This is a genomic window from Ancylothrix sp. D3o (assembly GCF_025370775.1).
Classification (GTDB): domain Bacteria; phylum Cyanobacteriota; class Cyanobacteriia; order Cyanobacteriales; family Oscillatoriaceae; genus Ancylothrix.
This window is the reverse complement of the sequence record NZ_JAMXEX010000005.1, coordinates 259,685-276,842: the sequence shown is the minus strand read 5'-3', so window position 1 is coordinate 276,842 and position 17,158 is coordinate 259,685. Positions and strand designations below refer to the sequence as shown.

At 43.4% G+C, this 17,158-nt stretch carries 15 protein-coding genes and 1 pseudogene; 8 read left to right on the top strand and 8 right to left on the bottom strand.

What is annotated here, in order from left to right; all coding sequences use genetic code 11:
• The first annotated feature begins 199 nt into the window (after nt 1–199).
• The 7 genes from dxs (at nt 200) to NG798_RS12390 (ending at nt 6,751) form a co-directional block, all read left to right on the top strand.
• Complete coding sequence (gene dxs, locus NG798_RS12420; protein ID WP_261222994.1) at nt 200–2,104, top strand: 1-deoxy-D-xylulose-5-phosphate synthase; 1,905 nt, start codon at nt 200–202, stop codon at nt 2,102–2,104.
• Nucleotides 2,105–2,193: 89 nt separating this feature from the next.
• Nucleotides 2,194–3,045, top strand: a complete 852-nt coding sequence (locus NG798_RS12415) for a cyclopropane-fatty-acyl-phospholipid synthase family protein (protein WP_261222985.1) — start codon at nt 2,194–2,196, stop codon at nt 3,043–3,045.
• Between the two features lie 62 nt (nt 3,046–3,107).
• Nucleotides 3,108–4,169, top strand: a complete 1,062-nt coding sequence (gene mtnA / locus NG798_RS12410; protein ID WP_261222983.1) for an S-methyl-5-thioribose-1-phosphate isomerase — start codon at nt 3,108–3,110, stop codon at nt 4,167–4,169.
• A gap of 9 nt (nt 4,170–4,178) precedes the next feature.
• The gene (locus tag NG798_RS12405; protein WP_261222981.1) at nt 4,179–4,730 is read left to right on the top strand and encodes a type IV pilin-like G/H family protein; all 552 of its coding nucleotides are present in this window, start codon (nt 4,179–4,181) and stop codon (nt 4,728–4,730) included.
• Nucleotides 4,705–5,409: a type IV pilin-like G/H family protein gene (locus NG798_RS12400; protein ID WP_261222980.1), complete on the top strand. Its 705-nt coding sequence runs from the start codon at nt 4,705–4,707 to the stop codon at nt 5,407–5,409. Before NG798_RS12405 ends, NG798_RS12400 begins: the two co-directional genes overlap by 26 nt.
• Nucleotide 5,410: 1 nt before the next feature.
• The gene (locus NG798_RS12395) at nt 5,411–6,184 is read left to right on the top strand and encodes a sterol desaturase family protein (RefSeq protein ID WP_261222979.1); all 774 of its coding nucleotides are present in this window, start codon (nt 5,411–5,413) and stop codon (nt 6,182–6,184) included.
• A 54-nt stretch (nt 6,185–6,238) separates the two neighbouring features.
• The gene (locus NG798_RS12390) at nt 6,239–6,751 is read left to right on the top strand and encodes a rhodanese-like domain-containing protein (protein ID WP_261222978.1); all 513 of its coding nucleotides are present in this window, start codon (nt 6,239–6,241) and stop codon (nt 6,749–6,751) included.
• Here NG798_RS12390 and NG798_RS12385 read toward each other — a convergent pair.
• The 7 genes and pseudogenes from NG798_RS12385 to NG798_RS12355 all read right to left on the bottom strand — a co-directional run bounded on the left by NG798_RS12385 (nt 6,737) and on the right by NG798_RS12355 (nt 12,060).
• Nucleotides 6,737–7,834 carry an ABC transporter ATP-binding protein gene (locus NG798_RS12385; RefSeq protein WP_261222976.1) on the bottom strand — a complete coding sequence of 366 codons (1,098 nt, stop codon included), beginning with the start codon at nt 7,832–7,834 and terminating at the stop codon, nt 6,737–6,739. The genes NG798_RS12390 and NG798_RS12385 overlap by 15 nt on opposite strands.
• Nucleotides 7,835–7,905: 71 nt before the next feature.
• On the bottom strand, nt 7,906–8,472 hold the full coding sequence (locus NG798_RS12380) for an HD domain-containing protein (protein ID WP_261222973.1): 567 nt from the start codon (nt 8,470–8,472) through the stop codon (nt 7,906–7,908).
• Nucleotides 8,473–8,841: 369 nt separating this feature from the next.
• The gene (locus tag NG798_RS12375; protein ID WP_261222972.1) at nt 8,842–9,015 is read right to left on the bottom strand and encodes a hypothetical protein; all 174 of its coding nucleotides are present in this window, start codon (nt 9,013–9,015) and stop codon (nt 8,842–8,844) included.
• Between the two features lie 314 nt (nt 9,016–9,329).
• A complete protein-coding gene (gene psb34 / locus NG798_RS12370) occupies nt 9,330–9,509 on the bottom strand; it encodes a photosystem II assembly protein Psb34 (protein WP_261222970.1) in 180 nt (59 codons plus the stop codon).
• A 90-nt stretch (nt 9,510–9,599) separates the two neighbouring features.
• Nucleotides 9,600–10,442, bottom strand: a complete 843-nt coding sequence (locus NG798_RS12365) for a thiazole synthase (RefSeq protein ID WP_317619594.1) — start codon at nt 10,440–10,442, stop codon at nt 9,600–9,602.
• 153 nt (nt 10,443–10,595) lie between these two features.
• Nucleotides 10,596–11,570, bottom strand: a pseudogene (gene thiO / locus NG798_RS12360) (glycine oxidase ThiO); the annotation flags it as partial.
• Nucleotides 11,571–11,700: 130 nt separating this feature from the next.
• Nucleotides 11,701–12,060, bottom strand: coding sequence for a (2Fe-2S)-binding protein (locus NG798_RS12355; protein ID WP_261222968.1), 360 nt, complete (start codon nt 12,058–12,060; stop codon nt 11,701–11,703).
• A gap of 160 nt (nt 12,061–12,220) precedes the next feature.
• On the opposite strand from NG798_RS12355, the gene cimA reads away from it, so the two are divergent.
• Nucleotides 12,221–13,873 (top strand): citramalate synthase, encoded by a 1,653-nt coding sequence (gene cimA / locus NG798_RS12350; RefSeq protein WP_261222966.1) that lies wholly within the window; start codon nt 12,221–12,223, stop codon nt 13,871–13,873.
• 55 nt (nt 13,874–13,928) lie between these two features.
• On the opposite strand, the gene NG798_RS12345 is transcribed toward cimA, so the two are convergent.
• A complete protein-coding gene (locus tag NG798_RS12345; protein WP_261222964.1) occupies nt 13,929–17,042 on the bottom strand; it encodes an MHYT domain-containing protein in 3,114 nt (1,037 codons plus the stop codon).
• Nucleotides 17,043–17,158: the final 116 nt, after the last annotated feature.

Genomic DNA, 17,158 nt, shown 5'->3' with positions numbered 1-17,158 from the left:
CTCACCAATCAAGTTTTTTCCCTCAGAAGCACAACAGCAGCTAAAAAATTTCACATTAGGCGAATAAAAGCAGTGAGATTGAATTAACCTAGAAAACAGAGCCATCAAACCGGCCCCAGCCATCAGCCAGGGACAATTGAAGGTTTTTGTTTATTTAATTACCAGGCAGAAAAAACCATCACTTAAACAGGGAATCAATATGCACCTAAGTGAACTCACACATCCCAACGAATTACACGGTTTGTCAATCCACCAACTTGAACAAATCGCTCGTCAAATTCGGGAAAAACACCTCGAAACCGTCGCCGCTAGCGGCGGACATCTTGGCCCTGGTTTAGGAGTCGTTGAACTCACCATCGCCCTCTACCAAACCCTCGACCTCGACCACGACAAAGTAATCTGGGATGTGGGCCATCAAGCCTATCCCCACAAACTGCTCACCGGACGTTACAACGACTTCCACACCCTGCGACAAAAAGATGGAATTGCCGGCTATTTAAAACGCTGCGAAAATCAATTTGATCACTTCGGTGCCGGTCACGCCTCCACCAGTATTTCCGCCGGATTAGGAATGGCATTAGCGCGAGATTTACAAGGCGAAAATTACAAAGTTGCTGCCATTATTGGCGACGGAGCACTCACCGGCGGCATGGCATTAGAAGCAATTAATCATGCCGGTCATTTACCCAAAACAAACCTTTTAGTTGTCCTCAACGACAACGAAATGTCAATCTCACCAAACGTCGGCGCAATTCCTCGTTATCTTAACAAAATGCGCCTCTCTCCTCCCATGCAATTCCTCACCGATAATTTAGAGGAACAATTTAAACACATCCCCTTTGTTGGCGAAACATTCACCCCCGAAATGCAACGCCTCAAAGAAGGCATGAAACGCCTTGCAGTTCCCAAAGTTGGCGCTGTTTTTGAAGAACTTGGTTTTACCTATATTGGGCCGGTGGACGGACACAATTTAGAAGAATTAATCACTACCTTCAAACAAGCCCATAAAATGACCGGCCCCGTCTTAGTTCACGTCGCCACCGTCAAAGGAAAAGGTTACGCAATCGCCGAAAAAGATCAAGTCGGTTATCATGCCCAAAACCCCTTTAACTTAGCCACCGGCAAAGCCATTCCCTCCAACAAACCCAAACCCCCCGCCTATTCAAAAGTCTTTGCAGAAACCCTCATCAAAATTGCCGAAGAAAACCCCAAAGTAGTCGGAATAACTGCCGCAATGGCAACCGGCACCGGCCTCGATAAATTGCAAGCAAAATTACCAAAACAATACATCGATGTGGGTATTGCCGAACAACACGCCGTCACCCTAGCAGCCGGTTTAGCCTGCGAAGGAATACGCCCCGTTGTAGCAATTTATTCCACATTTTTACAACGCGCCTACGACCAAATTATCCACGACGTTTGCATCCAAAATTTACCAGTCTTTTTCTGCCTAGATCGGGCTGGAATTGTTGGCGCAGACGGCCCCACACACCAAGGAATGTATGACATTTCCTTCCTCCGTTGCATTCCCAATATGGTAATAATGGCACCAAAAGATGAAGGCGAATTACAAAGAATGCTCCTCACCGGCATCAACTATACTGCCGGCCCCATCGCCATGCGTTACCCGCGTGGCAACGGTTATGGCGTACCCTTAATGGATGAAGGCTGGGAAGAATTGCCCATCGGAAAAGCCGAAATTTTACGACACGGCGATGATGTGCTTTTATTGGGTTATGGTTCAATGGTAAATCCTGCTCTTCAAGTAGCAGAACTTCTCAGCGAACATGGCATAAAAGCTACTGTCGTAAACGCCCGTTTTGTCAAGCCTTTAGATACCGAATTAATTGCACCTCTGGCTAAACAAATTGGTCGCGTTGTTACCCTCGAAGAAGGCTGCACGATGGGTGGTTTTGGTTCCGCCGTTACGGAAGCTTTACAGGATAATAATGTCTTGGTGCCAGTTATGCGAATTGGTGTTCCTGACATCCTCGTTGATCATGCCGAACCCAACGAATCAAAAGTTGATTTAGGCTTAACTCCCGCCCAAATTGCTGACCGCATTCTTAAAACCTTTAGTCCGCAATTATCCCCTGTTAAATAGTTGAAATAAAGGTGGGCTCTGCCCACCCTAAAACTTGACAAGGTTTTGAGAAAAACGTAAAATTAACAACAAAAACCATCACAACAAAAATGGAAACTGCAAAAATTGCTGAATATTACGATGTTACCTTGGGGTCTTATCAAAAACACTGGTATAAAAGCTCAAATAGTTATTCTCTGCATTATGGTTTGTGGGAACAAGACACAAAAACGTTACATGAAGCATTTATCAATACAAACAAATTTATGGCAGAAACCGGCAATATTAAAGCTTATGATGTTGTTTTAGATGCCGGTTGTGGTGTTGGTGGCAGTTCAATTTGGTTAGCAAAAAATATCGGCTGTAAAGTCATTGGCATTACCCTCAGCCAAAAGCAACAGCAAGAAGCCACCAAACTTGCTAAAGAAAATGGTGTCGAAAAATTGACAGAATTTTATAGAAAAGATTTTACAAACACCGGCTTTGCTGATAGTTCTTTTGATGTGGTGTGGGGTTTAGAAAGTGTCTGTCATGCCAATGTTAAACTGGAATTTTTAAAAGAAGCCTATAGGCTGCTAAAAAACGACGGGCGAGTTTTGGTATGTGATGGCTTTAGAAAACGGCAACCCCAAACGCCAGAAGAAGAAATCAACCTCCATAAATTTGAAGAAGGACTGGCATTACCGGCCACAAGTTTAATCCCAGAATTCCACAAAGATTTAGAAATTGCCGGCTTTCAAAATATCAACTTTTGGGATAAAACCGAACAAGTAACTCCCTCTTCCCAAAAACTTTACAATATGTGCCGGTTTACTTATCCGCTTTTAAAGCTGGTGAAACTTTTAAAGAAAAATTCCAAAACTCTGCAAGTTTTAGACAAAAATGCTGGCGCTGGAGTTGCTCAATATAAATTACTAAAAGTTGGGATTGCCGGCTACGGTTTATTTTATGCCGAAAAATAACGCGTAGCCGGTTGGAAACAAAACACGATGTTGTAAAATAAGATGTCATCTCAAAAACCTCTATGACTGCCTCGATCACGGAAGTTAACCCCATCATTTGGAAAGAAGACCGCGTTTTACTCATCGACCAAACGCGACTGCCGGCAGAATATACTGTTGTGGAAATTTGCGACTATCAAAGCATGGCAAATGCCATTAAAACCATGATAGTGCGAGGCGCACCGGCTATCGGAGTTTCTGCTGCCTACGGGTTATATTTGGGTGCGAGAGAACTGCAAACAAACGACCGCACAGAGTTTTTAAATCAGCTAGAAAACATTGCGGAAATCTTGCGATCAACTCGTCCAACTGCCGTAAATTTATTTTGGGCAATCACCCGAATGATGAACACGGCAAGGTCAACAATTGGGCCGGTGGAACACCTCAAAAATGTCTTACTAGAAACGGCAAAAATTATTCACGCCGAAGACTTACAAACCTGCAAAGATATCGGAGAACATGGCTTAAAAGCTTTGCCACAAATTCCTGATAAATTGCGGATTTTAACTCATTGTAATGCCGGTGCTTTAGCAACTGCCGGTTATGGTACTGCTGTTGGTGTGATTCGTTCGGCTTGGAGTGCCGGCCGGCTTGCGCGAGTTTATGCAGACGAAACTCGCCCCCGTTTACAAGGCGCAAAACTAACAGCTTGGGAGTGTGTACAAGAGGGAATTCCTGTCACATTAATCAGCGATAATATGGCTGCTCATTGCATGAAACAAGGCTTAATTGATGCCGTTGTTGTTGGCGCAGATCGCATTACAGCAAATGGCGATGCAGCTAATAAAATTGGCACTTACAGTTTAGCAATTGTTGCCAAAGCGCACAAAATTCCTTTCTTTGTAGCGGCGCCGCTTTCCACCATTGATTTTTCCCTTTCTGATGGTTCGCAAATTCCCATTGAAGAACGCGATCCAGTGGAAGTGTATCAAGTTGGAGATACAAGAATTACGCCGGTTGGTGTAGAGTTTTATAACCCTGCCTTTGACGTCACCCCTGCCGAATTAATCACCGGCATTATCACCGAATTTGGCACCGTTGCCCCTGGTGAGATAAAACAGTATCAGCAAAAACAAGCCGTGTAAATTAAACCTATGCACCTACCATCACAAAAAACCTCAAAATCTGCTTTTTTGCTAAAAAAACAATTTGGCCGGTTAATTTGTGCCGGAGTGCTAGGAACTGTGGGAACTTGGGGCACATTAATTTTCTTGCCTCAAGTTTTACCCGCTTTGGCTTTGCAAGAACCATCTTTAATTGAAATATTACAACAGCAAACAATTCGCGCCAAACAATCAGAAGGAAAAAATTACGTTGGGGCAATGAATCGCGCTCAACAAGCCTATTTTATTGAATATGAGAAATTTACTAACTCCCTGGAAAAATTAGGCATTGGCATCAAAAATACAACCGAAAATTACAGCTATGTAATGCGAGTTGTTGGCAAAGCTGCATTTCACTACGCCATCCCCCGTGATCCTCGTTTAAAAAGCTATGTGGGTGGTGTTTTTAACGTCAAAAATTCCCAGGGAGGAATAACTGAAGCCATTGTTTGCGAAGCAAATTCTCCGGGGCCAAAAAAGCCAGCCGAGCCGGTTGAGCAAAACGGAAAACTTATCTGTGGTGCAAACACCAGAAAGCTTTAACTACCCCTGGGAAAAAAAAGGCCGGTGTCTCCGAAAAATGCTAACCCCAACGGGTAGTAAAAAAACAACATCTACCCGCGCCGAGGAGAAAATTATGCAACTCAAGCAAAAAAAGGATTCTCTCAAACCCGAAACCAACCCCCCAGAAACCCCCACACCCTACCAACGCCCTAAAAAATTTCCGGGGTTATTAATACGCAGCCTGGTATTTTTTGGAAGTATGGGTTTTTTAATTTTCGTCCCTAGTTTCTTTACTGAACTGGCTGGATGCGGAAACAAAGCCAGACAAGTAGAAGCGCGACAAAATGTAGGCGTAATGAACCGCGCCCAACAAGCCTATTATTTAGAGAACAAATCTTTCGCAAAAGATATCCAAGCATTAGAAATTGGCATTAAAACTGAAACAAATAATTACTCCTATTCTCTCCGCAGCACCGGCAACGCCAGCTATCACTACGCCATCTCAAAACAAGGCTTAAACACTACAAAAAGTTATGTCAGTGCTGTTTTCTTAGTACCCTCAAAATCTCCGACAGCAAAAGACGAAATTCTTTTTAAAGAAATTGTTTGCGAAGCCGAAAAAGCCGGCAAAATTCAACCGGCAAATCCCACCTTTATAAATAATAAACCAACCTGCGACCCCAACACCCAACAAATTTATCCTTACCCAGAAAGATAATATGATTGTTGAGGCATTCAAAGGCTTTTTTCTGCTGTTTTTAATCTTAGTTCCCCTAGAGAGATTTTTTGCATTACACCCCCAAAAAATCTTTCGTCCGGGGTGGATAACCGATGGAGTTTATTACCTCACCGGCTACTTTATTGGACGCAGCACACTTTGGCTAATCAGTAGCATTTTCCTCGCCTATTTTCTCAAAAACTTAATTAACCCAAACCTGCAAAACTTCATTGCTAATCAGCCGGTGTGGCTGCAACTTATCCAAACAATTATTATCGGGGAACTTGGTTATTATACAGCCCACCGGCTCACCCACAGTATCCCCTGGTTATGGAAATTTCACAGCATCCACCACAGCGGAAAACACATCGACTGGTTAGCAGCAGTACGCGCCCATCCCCTCGATCAAATCTTTGTCAAAATCTGCCAAATTTTCCCCATCTATCTGCTCGGATACAACCAACAAACACTCACCTTATTTGCCTTATTTTCCGCCTTTGAAGCATTTTTTATTCATGCAAACCTGAACTTAAAATTAGGCTTTCTCAACTACATTCTTGTCACCCCTCAACTGCATCGCTGGCACCACAACCTTTACCCAGAAACGCATCATAAAAACTTTGCCGCCCAACTCCCCATCATCGATATTATTTTTGGAACATTTTACCTACCCCCCAACAAAAAACCCCAAAACTACGGCATTTCCCAGCCGGTACCTTCCACCTATTTCGGACAGCTTCTTTATCCTTTCCAGAAACAAAAATACCCTGATTAATTTAACTGGCCTTGTGTTATCTTAGACCCATCAATAATAATAGGAGTCGCCAAAATGCTAAGTAAAATCACCCAGCGTGTTCGCACACTTCCTCTAATTTTGTGTTTAACGGCTTTTGCTTTAGGAATTACCACCGCCATCGCCATCAACGTCTTTAATATCCCCGCCATAATTGCCGGTACGCAAGTTGAAGAAATAACCGCCGCCGACATTCAACAAGGCAAACTCAATCGCGTCATATTTATTGACGTCAGAACCCCCGAAGAATACCAAGAAGATCACATCGGAAATAGCCCCCTTATTCCCATCACAGATATCGAAGCCGGTTTTGGAATTAAACAAGTAATTAACCTCATTCCAAACACCGAACCCAAACCTACCCTAGTATTATATTGTGCCAAAGGCCCGCGCTCCAATAAAGCCTATCAACTTCTGCAAGAAACCGGCCTGAAAATGGTAGTTTTAAAAGGCGGCATCACGGAATGGCGAAAAACCATTCAGCCATCCCAAGACAACAGCATTTTAAACCCCATTCTCAGCACCCAAAAAAGCCTAAAACGGCAATAACCTTTCCCCAGTAGAAGCATCAAAAATAAACAAATTATCCAAATCCAAAAACACCGAAATCCATTCCCCAACCCCCGGACGAAAAGAGGCCGGTAAAAGCAAATTCAAAAAACCATCAACCCCAGCCAAACTCACCCGAATTAAAGTCTCCCGCCCCAAAGGTTCCACCACCTTAACCAAAACCTTTAACTCAGCCGAATTCGAGTGATTTTCTGAAGCAAAAATGTTAATAAATTCCGGGCGAATTCCCAAATCAAAACCTTGACCAGCCACCGCACTCACCTGCTCCAAAACAGCCGGTAAACACTTAATTACCTGGTCACCAACCTCAAATTCAATCCCATTAAAAACCCCTGCAAAAACATTCATTGGTGGATTACCAATAAACTCAGCCACCATCCGATTAGCAGGCCGGTTATAAATCATTTGGGGTTCTCCAACTTGCTGAATTCTTCCCCCATTCAACACCACAATTTTATCAGCCAAAGTCATCGCCTCAACCTGATCATGCGTGACATAAATAGTCGTAATCCCCACTTTTTGATGCAATTCTTTTAACTCTGCTCGCGTATCATCCCGTAATTGTGCATCTAAATTTGACAGAGGTTCATCTAGCAAAAAAACCTTCGGTTTCCGCACAATTGCCCGTCCTAACGCCACCCTTTGCTGTTGTCCTCCTGATAATTCTTTTGGTTTACGATTTAATAAATGAGCAATATTCAAAGACTTTGCCACCGTCTCAACTTGTTCTTTAATTATCCCCGGATCTACCTTTCGCATTTGTAAGCCAAACGCCAAATTTTCCGCAACAGTTTTATGGGGATAAAGAGCATAATTTTGAAACACCATTGCCACATCCCTCGCCCTTGCCGGCACCGAATTTACCAAACTATCATCAATATAAATATTGCCAGAGGTAGCAGTTTCTAAACCGGCAATCATCCGCATAATTGTAGACTTTCCACAACCAGAGGGCCCAACCAAAACGCAAAACTCCCCATCGGGAATTGCTAAATTAATATCTTCAATTGCCGTCACATTGCCAAACCGGCGCGTAATATTTTCTAAACGAACATTAGACATTTTGTAATTAGTAATTAGTGATTAGTGTTTGGGGAATGGAGAAAAAATTTGCTTATCTCCATTCCTTATTATTAACTAACAAGACGTTCCAATTCGCAAACAACACGATCTAATTCTTGTACAAGAGCAGTCGTCTCTGCTTTGTAAAACGCCTCCACCAACGCCCGATAATACCAAAGCGTGCCCTCTTTTCCCCCTTTAAACCGCTTCCAAACCTCCTCCCCCACCAGCCGGTAATCCTTGACAATTGACAGGCTATTATACAACTTATCTGCACAAGAAACCAACCTAATCGAGGCTGAAGCCGTTGGAATATGGGCAATATAAGCCTCTTTACGTTCTCGCCAAGGAGGTTTAGGCGTTGTAGTAGTATCAGTGCAACCGGCCACTATTTCCGCCACCCTTTCCCCAAAGCAGCGGCGTATTTCCTCCAGCGTCGCCACCCCGCCTTGATCTTCGACAGCATCATGCAAAAGCGCCGCCATAGCTTCTTCCTCATCCCCCCCATATTCCAAAACAATACTCGTCACCCCCAACAAATGCGCCAGGTAAGGAATCTCACTAGCTTTGCGAGTTTGGGTGGCGTGTAATTTTCCAGCAAAAATCAACGCTTCATTAAATTTCTCTGACAATCTCATATATTCCCTGTTTTTTTTATCAGCTTCTTTAATATTAAGTCAGTCAACTTAATTAAACTAAGAGTGTAATGTAGGGTGGGTAGAGGAACGAAACCCAACAGAGGCTTTGATGGGTAAGGCTTACGCTAAAATCATCCTACAAATAATTAAGTGCTTCTACTTAACCCACTCTCCAAGCGTGTTTAAAAAGAGGGCTTTCTGCTCAAATCTTAAATTTTTAATTAAAAAATATCAATTTAAAATCCTTTGCCCCACGCCGCTTTCCTATCAAAGAAGAAAGCCGCATAGGGCAAGGAAAAAAAGATATTCAGAGATTGTTTTAAGAAACCTCAAAAAGGTCGCTAATCATTAAAGAAGGCACGATCAAAATTAAGCCAATCTTCCGCTACCACGATGATCATCATCCGGTACGGTTTCCACCTGAACGGTTTGGCTTACATTAACGTCTGACAAACTTGCATCAACTTTTGCACCCCCTTGAAACTGTCCTGCTAACCCGACAAACAGCAGGCTAAATAAAAAAAGACCGGTGTAGATCCGCATAAAAGATGTCCGTATCAGAGCTTCCAATTCTTTCTACGGAAGTCTTTGTGGGAATCAGGATAATCATAATTTCTTCGACAAATTCCTAGAAAAGTATCTCGCCACTAACAAAAACCTTTTCTCATTTTCGGCTTAGTCGGTTATCCGTAACAATAAGAGCGGGATTTTCTCTTTTGATTTAAAAATCAGGATTCGGGGATTTCCTTAAAAAATTTCTCATAAATAAAAGACTAAAAAAACCGAATCCCTAATTTTTAGGCATCCGGCAAAGCAAAAAAAGCAACAAATTAAAAACTCAAGAAAATTGTTTATTATCAGCCGATTTTTGACACAGAAAAAGCAACAAAAATCAAACCAGCCACCAGCACAGCCCCCAAAATTCCCAAAATCAGATAATTTTTTTGTTGAGTTTGGCTGGGAGGCTGAGCCTCATAGATTTTTGGCTCAACTGCAAAGTTGTTCAGGCGTCCGCCTTCTTCCTCGGTATATGGCATGAATATTAACCTCAGTCTTTTTACTTACTCCACTTTATCAGAATTGGTCATTTGTCAAATCACAATTAACAAATGACCATTGAGTATTGACTAACTTGTAATCGTGCCGGTGAGGGGAGAACTAGCACTTGCGACAGTTTTCACCGGCATCCTTCCAGCCAAATAACCCAGCCGGCCCGCCTCAACCGCCATCCCCATCGCCTTCGCCATCGCTGGGGCATTTTCTGCCAGGGCAATCGCACTATTAATTAACACTGCATCAGCCCCCATTTCCATCGCCTGCGCCGCTTCCGAAGGCGTTCCAATACCGGCATCAACCACCACCGGCACTTTCGTACTCTCAATAATAATCCTAATATTTTCCGCCGTCGTAATTCCCCGTCCTGAACCTATCGGCGAACCCAAAGGCATCACCGTTGCACAGCCAATTTCTTCTAAGCGTTTCGCTAACATTGGGTCAGCATTTATATAGGGCAAAACTGCAAAACCTTCCTTAACTAATTGCTCCGCTGCTTGCAAAGTTCCAATCGGATCTGGTAGCAAATATTTAGAATCAGGTATAACTTCTAACTTGATAAAATTATTGTCTTCTTGCCCTAATAACTTCGCCATTTCTCGCCCCAATCTTGCTACGCGAATGGCTTCGTCTGCGGTTTGACAACCGGCAGTATTCGGCAACATCCAAATTTTTGTCCAATCTAATGCCTCCGCTAAACCTTCATGGCCGGCGGCTTTTGTTTGTACCCGTCTCACCGCCACCGTCACAATTTCACAGCCGCTTTCTATTACACTTTGCTGCATTTCTTCTATGCTGCGATACTTGCCGGTGCCGGTCATTAACCGTGATTTAAACTGCCGACCGGCAATCACTAAAGATTTGTCTCCCATTGTAGACAAAATTGGTTTTTCTATGGGGGTTGAGTAGGTAAGCATGGGTTTTTCAGAATTGGTTTTTTCAGAATTTAGCGAACTGGAAGCCTTTAAAAATCGGTTAGGGCTGAAATGTTCTAATAGCAAGTCTGACTTGCCATCAACAATCAAATCAGCCATTAACTTTGCCGTTGCCGGTGCGAGTAAAATCCCATTCCGATAATGGCCGGTTGCCCAACTTAAATTTTCGCAAAAACTGCGTCCTAAAATTGGCATTTCATCCGGGGTAGCCGGTCTAAAACCCCACCAAAAATCCTCAATCGGAAAATCTTTTAAAATTGGATATAACCGGCACGCCCTTTGCAACAAACTAGACATTCCTGCGGGCGTATTTCCGGGCGTAAATCCCACATCTTCAGTTGTCGCCCCCACAACAATTCGACCATCCCGACGCGGCACAATATAGGTATCTGGGCCAAACAAAACCCGCTGCAAAACAGGCTTTTCTCCTGTCATTAAAGCCGGCATTCGTAGAGAAAACATTTGTCCTTTTTTTGGATAAACCGGCACCGGCAATAATTCCGAAGCCCAAGCGCCGGTTGCCAACACATAATGGGACGCTGAAAAATTACCGCTATTGGTTCTTACACCATAAACTTGCCCGTTGCGCTGTCCAATAGCCTCCACCGTCACGCCATCGCGCACATCCACCCCCACCTCACGCGCCGCCGCCCACAAAGCCCGCGTTAACGCTTGATTATCCACTTCCCCATCTTCGGGATACCACCAAGCACCGGCCACATCTTTTCCTAAACCCGGTTGATGCAGAGAAACAGCCGTTTTGTCAAGCCAAAAAGCAGGAGATTGGGTATAATTTTCTAGGGAATTAGCTTCATAAACCGGCGCCAAAATTCCACAAGGCCAATAGCCGGTGCTTAAGCCAGAAATTTCTTCAATTTTGCTTGTCCAGTCTGGATAAAGTTGCCGAGAAAGCAAACATAAATCCAACATCGGGCCGGTTTTAATTTGCTCAGCTTGAGGGGCAATCATGCCGGCGGCAGCATGACTGGCTGCTTCTTTAAAATCACGGCAAAGTAAGGTGACGTTCGCACCTCTTAACTTGAGTTCGATGGCAATTGATAAACCAATAATGCCACCACCAATAATTAAAATGTCACGCTTTGAGTTCATTACAATCTTTATCAGGAATTTTTACAGGGGCCGGCGGGCAGGATACAAATTTTTTGGCTATTACTAATTGTTGCAAAATTAGGCACACAAAGCTAGACATTTACGCCGGCCCCCAGCCATTTACAAAAATTTAACCTTCCGGTGTCCAGCGCGTCAGAGTACCTTGACCCCAAAAACCCTCAAATTTTGTTACTTTAATATCCCCTAAAACTTTTGTCTGGCAAGCTAACCGCAGTGGCGCATCTGTCCCAGATGCGATTGTCCGCCCCGAATGAGGAGGCACAGACAACCGCGCTTTTTCTCGCCATCCGATCTCAGACACCGGCCCAGAAATTTCTACCGCACAAGTCCCACAAGTTCCTATTCCCTGACAATTGATGACCTTTGCTCCCCCGTTGTACAAGTCAATGCCATTTTTCAGCAAAACTTGACGTAAATTTGCACCCTCAGCACACTCAAACGTTTTACCCTGGGCTGTAATTTTTGGCATTGTTACCTCTCTCAAACAAAGTTTATATTAATTTTTATAACTTGATTCGCATCATTTTATAAAATAGTTTTGTAGCTCTGCTTGGGGATGCAGTTTCAGATAAATTTTCCCAGCATATTCTATTGACAAAAGTACATTATTGTGCATACACATTCATAACATGAATTCTCAAACTTCTAATCAAATTTGGCTTTACGATACCACCCTCCGCGATGGCGCCCAGCGCGAAGGACTTGCCCTTTCCATTGAAGATAAATTAAGAATTGCCTATAAACTCGATGAAATGGGGATTCCGTTTATTGAGGGCGGTTGGCCGGGCGCTAATCCCAAGGATGTACAGTTTTTTTGGCAGTTGAAAGAACAACCCCTCAAACAAGCAGAAATAGTTGCCTTTTGTTCAACACGCCGGCCCGGAACTACCGCCGCCGAAGATGCCATGTTACAACCAATTTTAGCCGCCGGCACTCGTTGGGTAACACTGTTTGGCAAGTCTTGGGATCTTCATGTTACCGAAGGTTTGAAAACAACCCTCGAAGAAAATTTAGCCATGATCGAAGACACGATCAAGTATTTTATCTCCCAAGGTCGCCGGGTAATTTATGATGCCGAGCATTGGTTTGATGGGTATAAAAATAACCGTGAATATGCGCTTTTAACCTTAAAAACCGCATGGCAGGCCGGCGCAGAATGGTTAGTTTTTTGTGATACTAATGGGGGGACACTTCCTCACGAAATTGCCAAAATTACCCGCGAAGTAGTTGCCGAATTTTCAAGTTTTAATTCCCCATCACCTCAATTTGGAATTCACACCCACAATGATGCTGATACTGCCGTTGCCAATGCTTTATCTGGGGTGATGGAAGGTGTGAGAATGGTACAGGGAACAATTAACGGTTATGGCGAACGTTGTGGCAATGCGAATTTGTGTTCAATAATTCCAAATTTGCAGTTAAAACTCGGTTACAAGTGCATTGAAGAAACCCAGTTAGGCAGGTTAGCAGAAACCAGCCGGTTTGTCAGTGAAGTTGTGAATTTAGCACCCGATGAATTTGCCGCTTATGTAGGCCGGTCAGCCTTTGCCCACAAAGGCGGAATTCATGTCTCAGCGGTGGAACGTAACCCCCAAACTTACGAGCATATTCAACCAGAACAAGTAGGAAATCAGCGGCGAATTGTGATTTCTGACCAGTCGGGATTGAGTAATGTTTTGGCAAAAGCCCGCAGTTTTGGCATTGAAATGGATAAACAAGATCCTGCTTGCCGGTCAATTTTGGAACGCTTAAAAGAATTAGAGAATCAAGGTTATCAATTTGAAGCAGCCGAAGCATCTTTTGAGTTATTAATGCGGGAAGCTTTGGGGCAACGCCGGCAGTTTTTTGAATTAAAAGGCTTTCAAGTGCATTGCGATATTGCTCAAGGAACAGAGAATGCTTTAGCAACAATTAAAGTGGCAGTTAATGGGAAAAATTTATTGGAAGCAGCCGAAGGAAACGGGCCGGTTTCTGCTTTGGATGCGGCATTAAGAAAAGCACTGGTGAATTTTTACCCAGAAATTGCCGAGTTTCAGTTAACAGATTATAAAGTGCGGATTTTGGATGGAGGCTGCGGCACTTCTGCAAAAACCCGTGTGTTAATAGAGTCAAGCAATGGTAAACAACGTTGGATGACTGTAGGGGTTTCTGGGAATATTTTAGATGCTTCTTATCAAGCAGTAGTGGAAGGATTGGAATATGGGTTATTGTTACAAAATCAAGAACCCGGAGTCACGAACCGCTACTGCTGTATCCCTACCTATTCAAAACTCAAAAAATAGCCCAGAGATTAAAAATTGAAATCAAGAACCCGGTTTCTTTAACATTCCGGGTTTTTTAGATTTTCTTTAATCCAGGCAAAAGCATCGGAATTTCGATCAAAAATTCTGTGCCTTCACCAACTGTGGAATAACAAAACAACTTGCCGCCGTGTCTTTCCACAATAATTTGGTAACTAATAGATAAACCTAAACCCGTACCTTTGCCGGGGGGTTTGGTAGTAAAAAACGGGTCAAAAAGCCGCTTTTGGGTGTCTTCTGGCATCCCGGCACCGTTATCAGAAATGCGAATAAGCACCCAAGAACTTTGGCTATAAAACTGAGGTTTTAAAGAATTTTCTCCACTTAGACGCAAGCCACTATCAGCCTTGATTCTGCTGTCGTTAAACGGCAGACAAATTTGTTTAGAAGGGTGAGAATTTTTAATTTCTGTGCTAATGGTGATTTGTTTAGGATAGGGCTGATCTTCTAAAGCATCAATGGCATTACTTAAAATGTTCATAAACACCTGATTGAGTTGCCCTGGATAACACTCCACCGGCGGCAAAACACCATAGTTTTTAATAATTTCAATTCCCCCTTGGCGGCCACAGTCCTTGAGCCGGTGTTGTAAAATCAATAACGTACTGTCGATACCCTCGTGAATATCGACCCGTTTTTTATCTGCTTGATCCAGCCGTGAAAAATTCCGCAAACTTAAAACAATTTTGCGGATGCGATCAGCCCCAACCTCCATAGAAGATAAAGTTTTTGGTAAATCTTCTTTTATAAATTCAATGTCGATTTCTTCAGCAGCTTCGAGAACGTCTTGGCTAGGTTGGGGATAACTATTTTCGTAAACTTTCAACAGATGCAGTAAATTCTGTACATAGTTTCGCGCATAGGTGATATTACCAGCAATAAAACTCACGGGGTTATTAATTTCGTGGGCAACGCCCGCCACCAGTTGTCCCAAAGATGCCATTTTTTCTTGTTGTACCAGTTGCGCTTGGGTTTGTTGTAGTTCTTTGAGGGTTTTTTCTAAAGCTATATTTTGCTCGACGAGTTGTTTGGAAACCTTCCTTTCTTTGTCGATTAATTCTGCTTTGGCAAGGGCAATGCTCAATTGGTTAGCTAACTGTTGCATCAGTTCAGTTTCAACACTTGTCCAGCGGCGAGTTGTTCCACATTGGTGAGCAATTAATAATCCCCATAAATGATTTTGAGATTCGTTTTGAGAAGTTTGCATATCAAAGCCGCTAATCTTTTCTGGGCTTTGAATAATGGGAACAACCAAGTTAGCTTTAATTGCAAATTGTTTCAACGATTCTGCATGACATTGATGAATTTCGCCGCTTTCTATATCAGCAATAGAGCGAACTCTTCCCTGTCGGTATTGTTCGATATATATTTCGTTAAAGCAAGTGTCAATGATTTGTTTGCCTAAAATAACAGGATAATCCCCTACCACTGCTTCGGTGACAACCTTACCGCTGCCATCGGGCCAAAAACGATAAATTACTACGCGGTCTGTTTGGAGAATTTTTAGGACTTGATCAACGGTGGTTTGTAAGATGGTTTCCAGTTGCAAAGATTCACGGATTTTAAGGTTGGTGTCTGCCAGAAGTTGGATACGTTGATTTTGTTTAAGGAGTTCTTCTTCAATTTCTTTTTGATCTGTGATGTCAATGATCACACCATCCCAAATAATCTCTCCATTGGCTTGTTTTTCTGGTCGAGAAGCTGCTTTAAACCACTTTATTTTGCCTCGTCGGGTTATAAACCGGCCTTCCCAGCGCCAAGGTTGCAGGGTTTGGGCAGAAACTGAGATCGACTCCACAAAAAAAACGGCATCTTCGGGATGAATACCTGACATTAATAAATTGGCATTTTCTTGGATGTTTTCTGCTGTAATTTCAAATAATTCGTAACAACCGGAACTAACAAATGGAAATGAAAAACTCCCATCAGTTCCCAGGCAAAATTGATAAATCATGCCCGGAATGTTGGCGGATAATTTTTGTAACTTTGCCTCGCTGCCAGACAAAGCGTTTTCTGTTTCTTTTCTCTGAGTGATGTCCGTAAAGGTGCAAATTATCCCGTCTATTTCGCCTTCTTCTGTCAGCATGGGGTTGGCGTTGATTAATAGCCAGCGAATTGATTTAATGTTGTCGAGATATTCTTGATTTGGTTGGCTATCAATGCCATAAATTATGTTAGTGACGGAGGCTCTTGTGGTGAGGGCGGTGATGGCTGGGTTGCTGTGGGCTTGGATGGGGCTGCCGTCTTCGTTAATCAGTCCCCAACTTGGATCAAAAGCATTTTTGTTATGCAGTTCTTCCGGGCTTAAATTTAGTAAGTTTTCGGCCAGGGAATTGCTTAAAATTATTTTTAAATCTGTGTTTAAAAAAATTACTCCTACTTGCATTTTTCGGATGAATTTTTGGAGCATTTCAAGGGATTCTTGACTGCTGCCTAAGCGCCGGTCTACTCGGCTTTTAAAGAGGGTTAATCCTAGAATAATCAGGGTGCTGTAGGTGATGGCTATTGGTAAAGACGATGTATCGATAGCTAAGGGATCAACAGGGGCATTGTGGTTGGGTGTGAAGTGTGCTGCTGCCATGCCGGTGTAGTGCATGGCGCTGATCCCCCCGCCCATTAAGAGGGGGCTGGCTAATTTTTGCCAATTCCAAGCGGTTTTGTTGCGTAGTTGCAGGCCCAACCACAAGGCGGTGTAGGAGGCGAGACAGGCAATGACGACGGACAGCCCCACCAGAAGGCTGTTATAGTGGGTATGGGCCGGCATTCGCATTGCTGCCATACCGGTGTAGTGCATTGTTGCTATGGCTAATCCCATGAGGGTGCCACCGGCTACGATTTGTCGCCTTCCCAAATTTTCCCGGCTTAGCAGTTCCAGTGCTCCTGCTGAGGCGAGGACAGGCGCAAACAGCGATAGCAGCAAGCATGGCAGATTGTAGCGAACGGGCACACTAAGGTGAAAAGCCAGCATTCCCACAAAGTGCATCGACCAAATGCCTGTTCCCATTGCCAAGGCGCCGCCAATCAACCAGCCGATTTTCTTTTTTTTGCCGGTTCTCACCAGGCCAGCGAGATCAAGTGCTGTATGTGAGGCAACGGTGGCTATGATTATTGAAAGCGCTACTAAGTGTAAATCGTAGGTGTGGGTTAACACAAAAATTGTTAATAATAGCGATAGGTTTCAAGATGCGGTTATTAGACTCGCACCCAAATATAATTTAATACATTTTTTGGCTGACGGCCACAGGATATTTTTTGCTAACCTTTTTG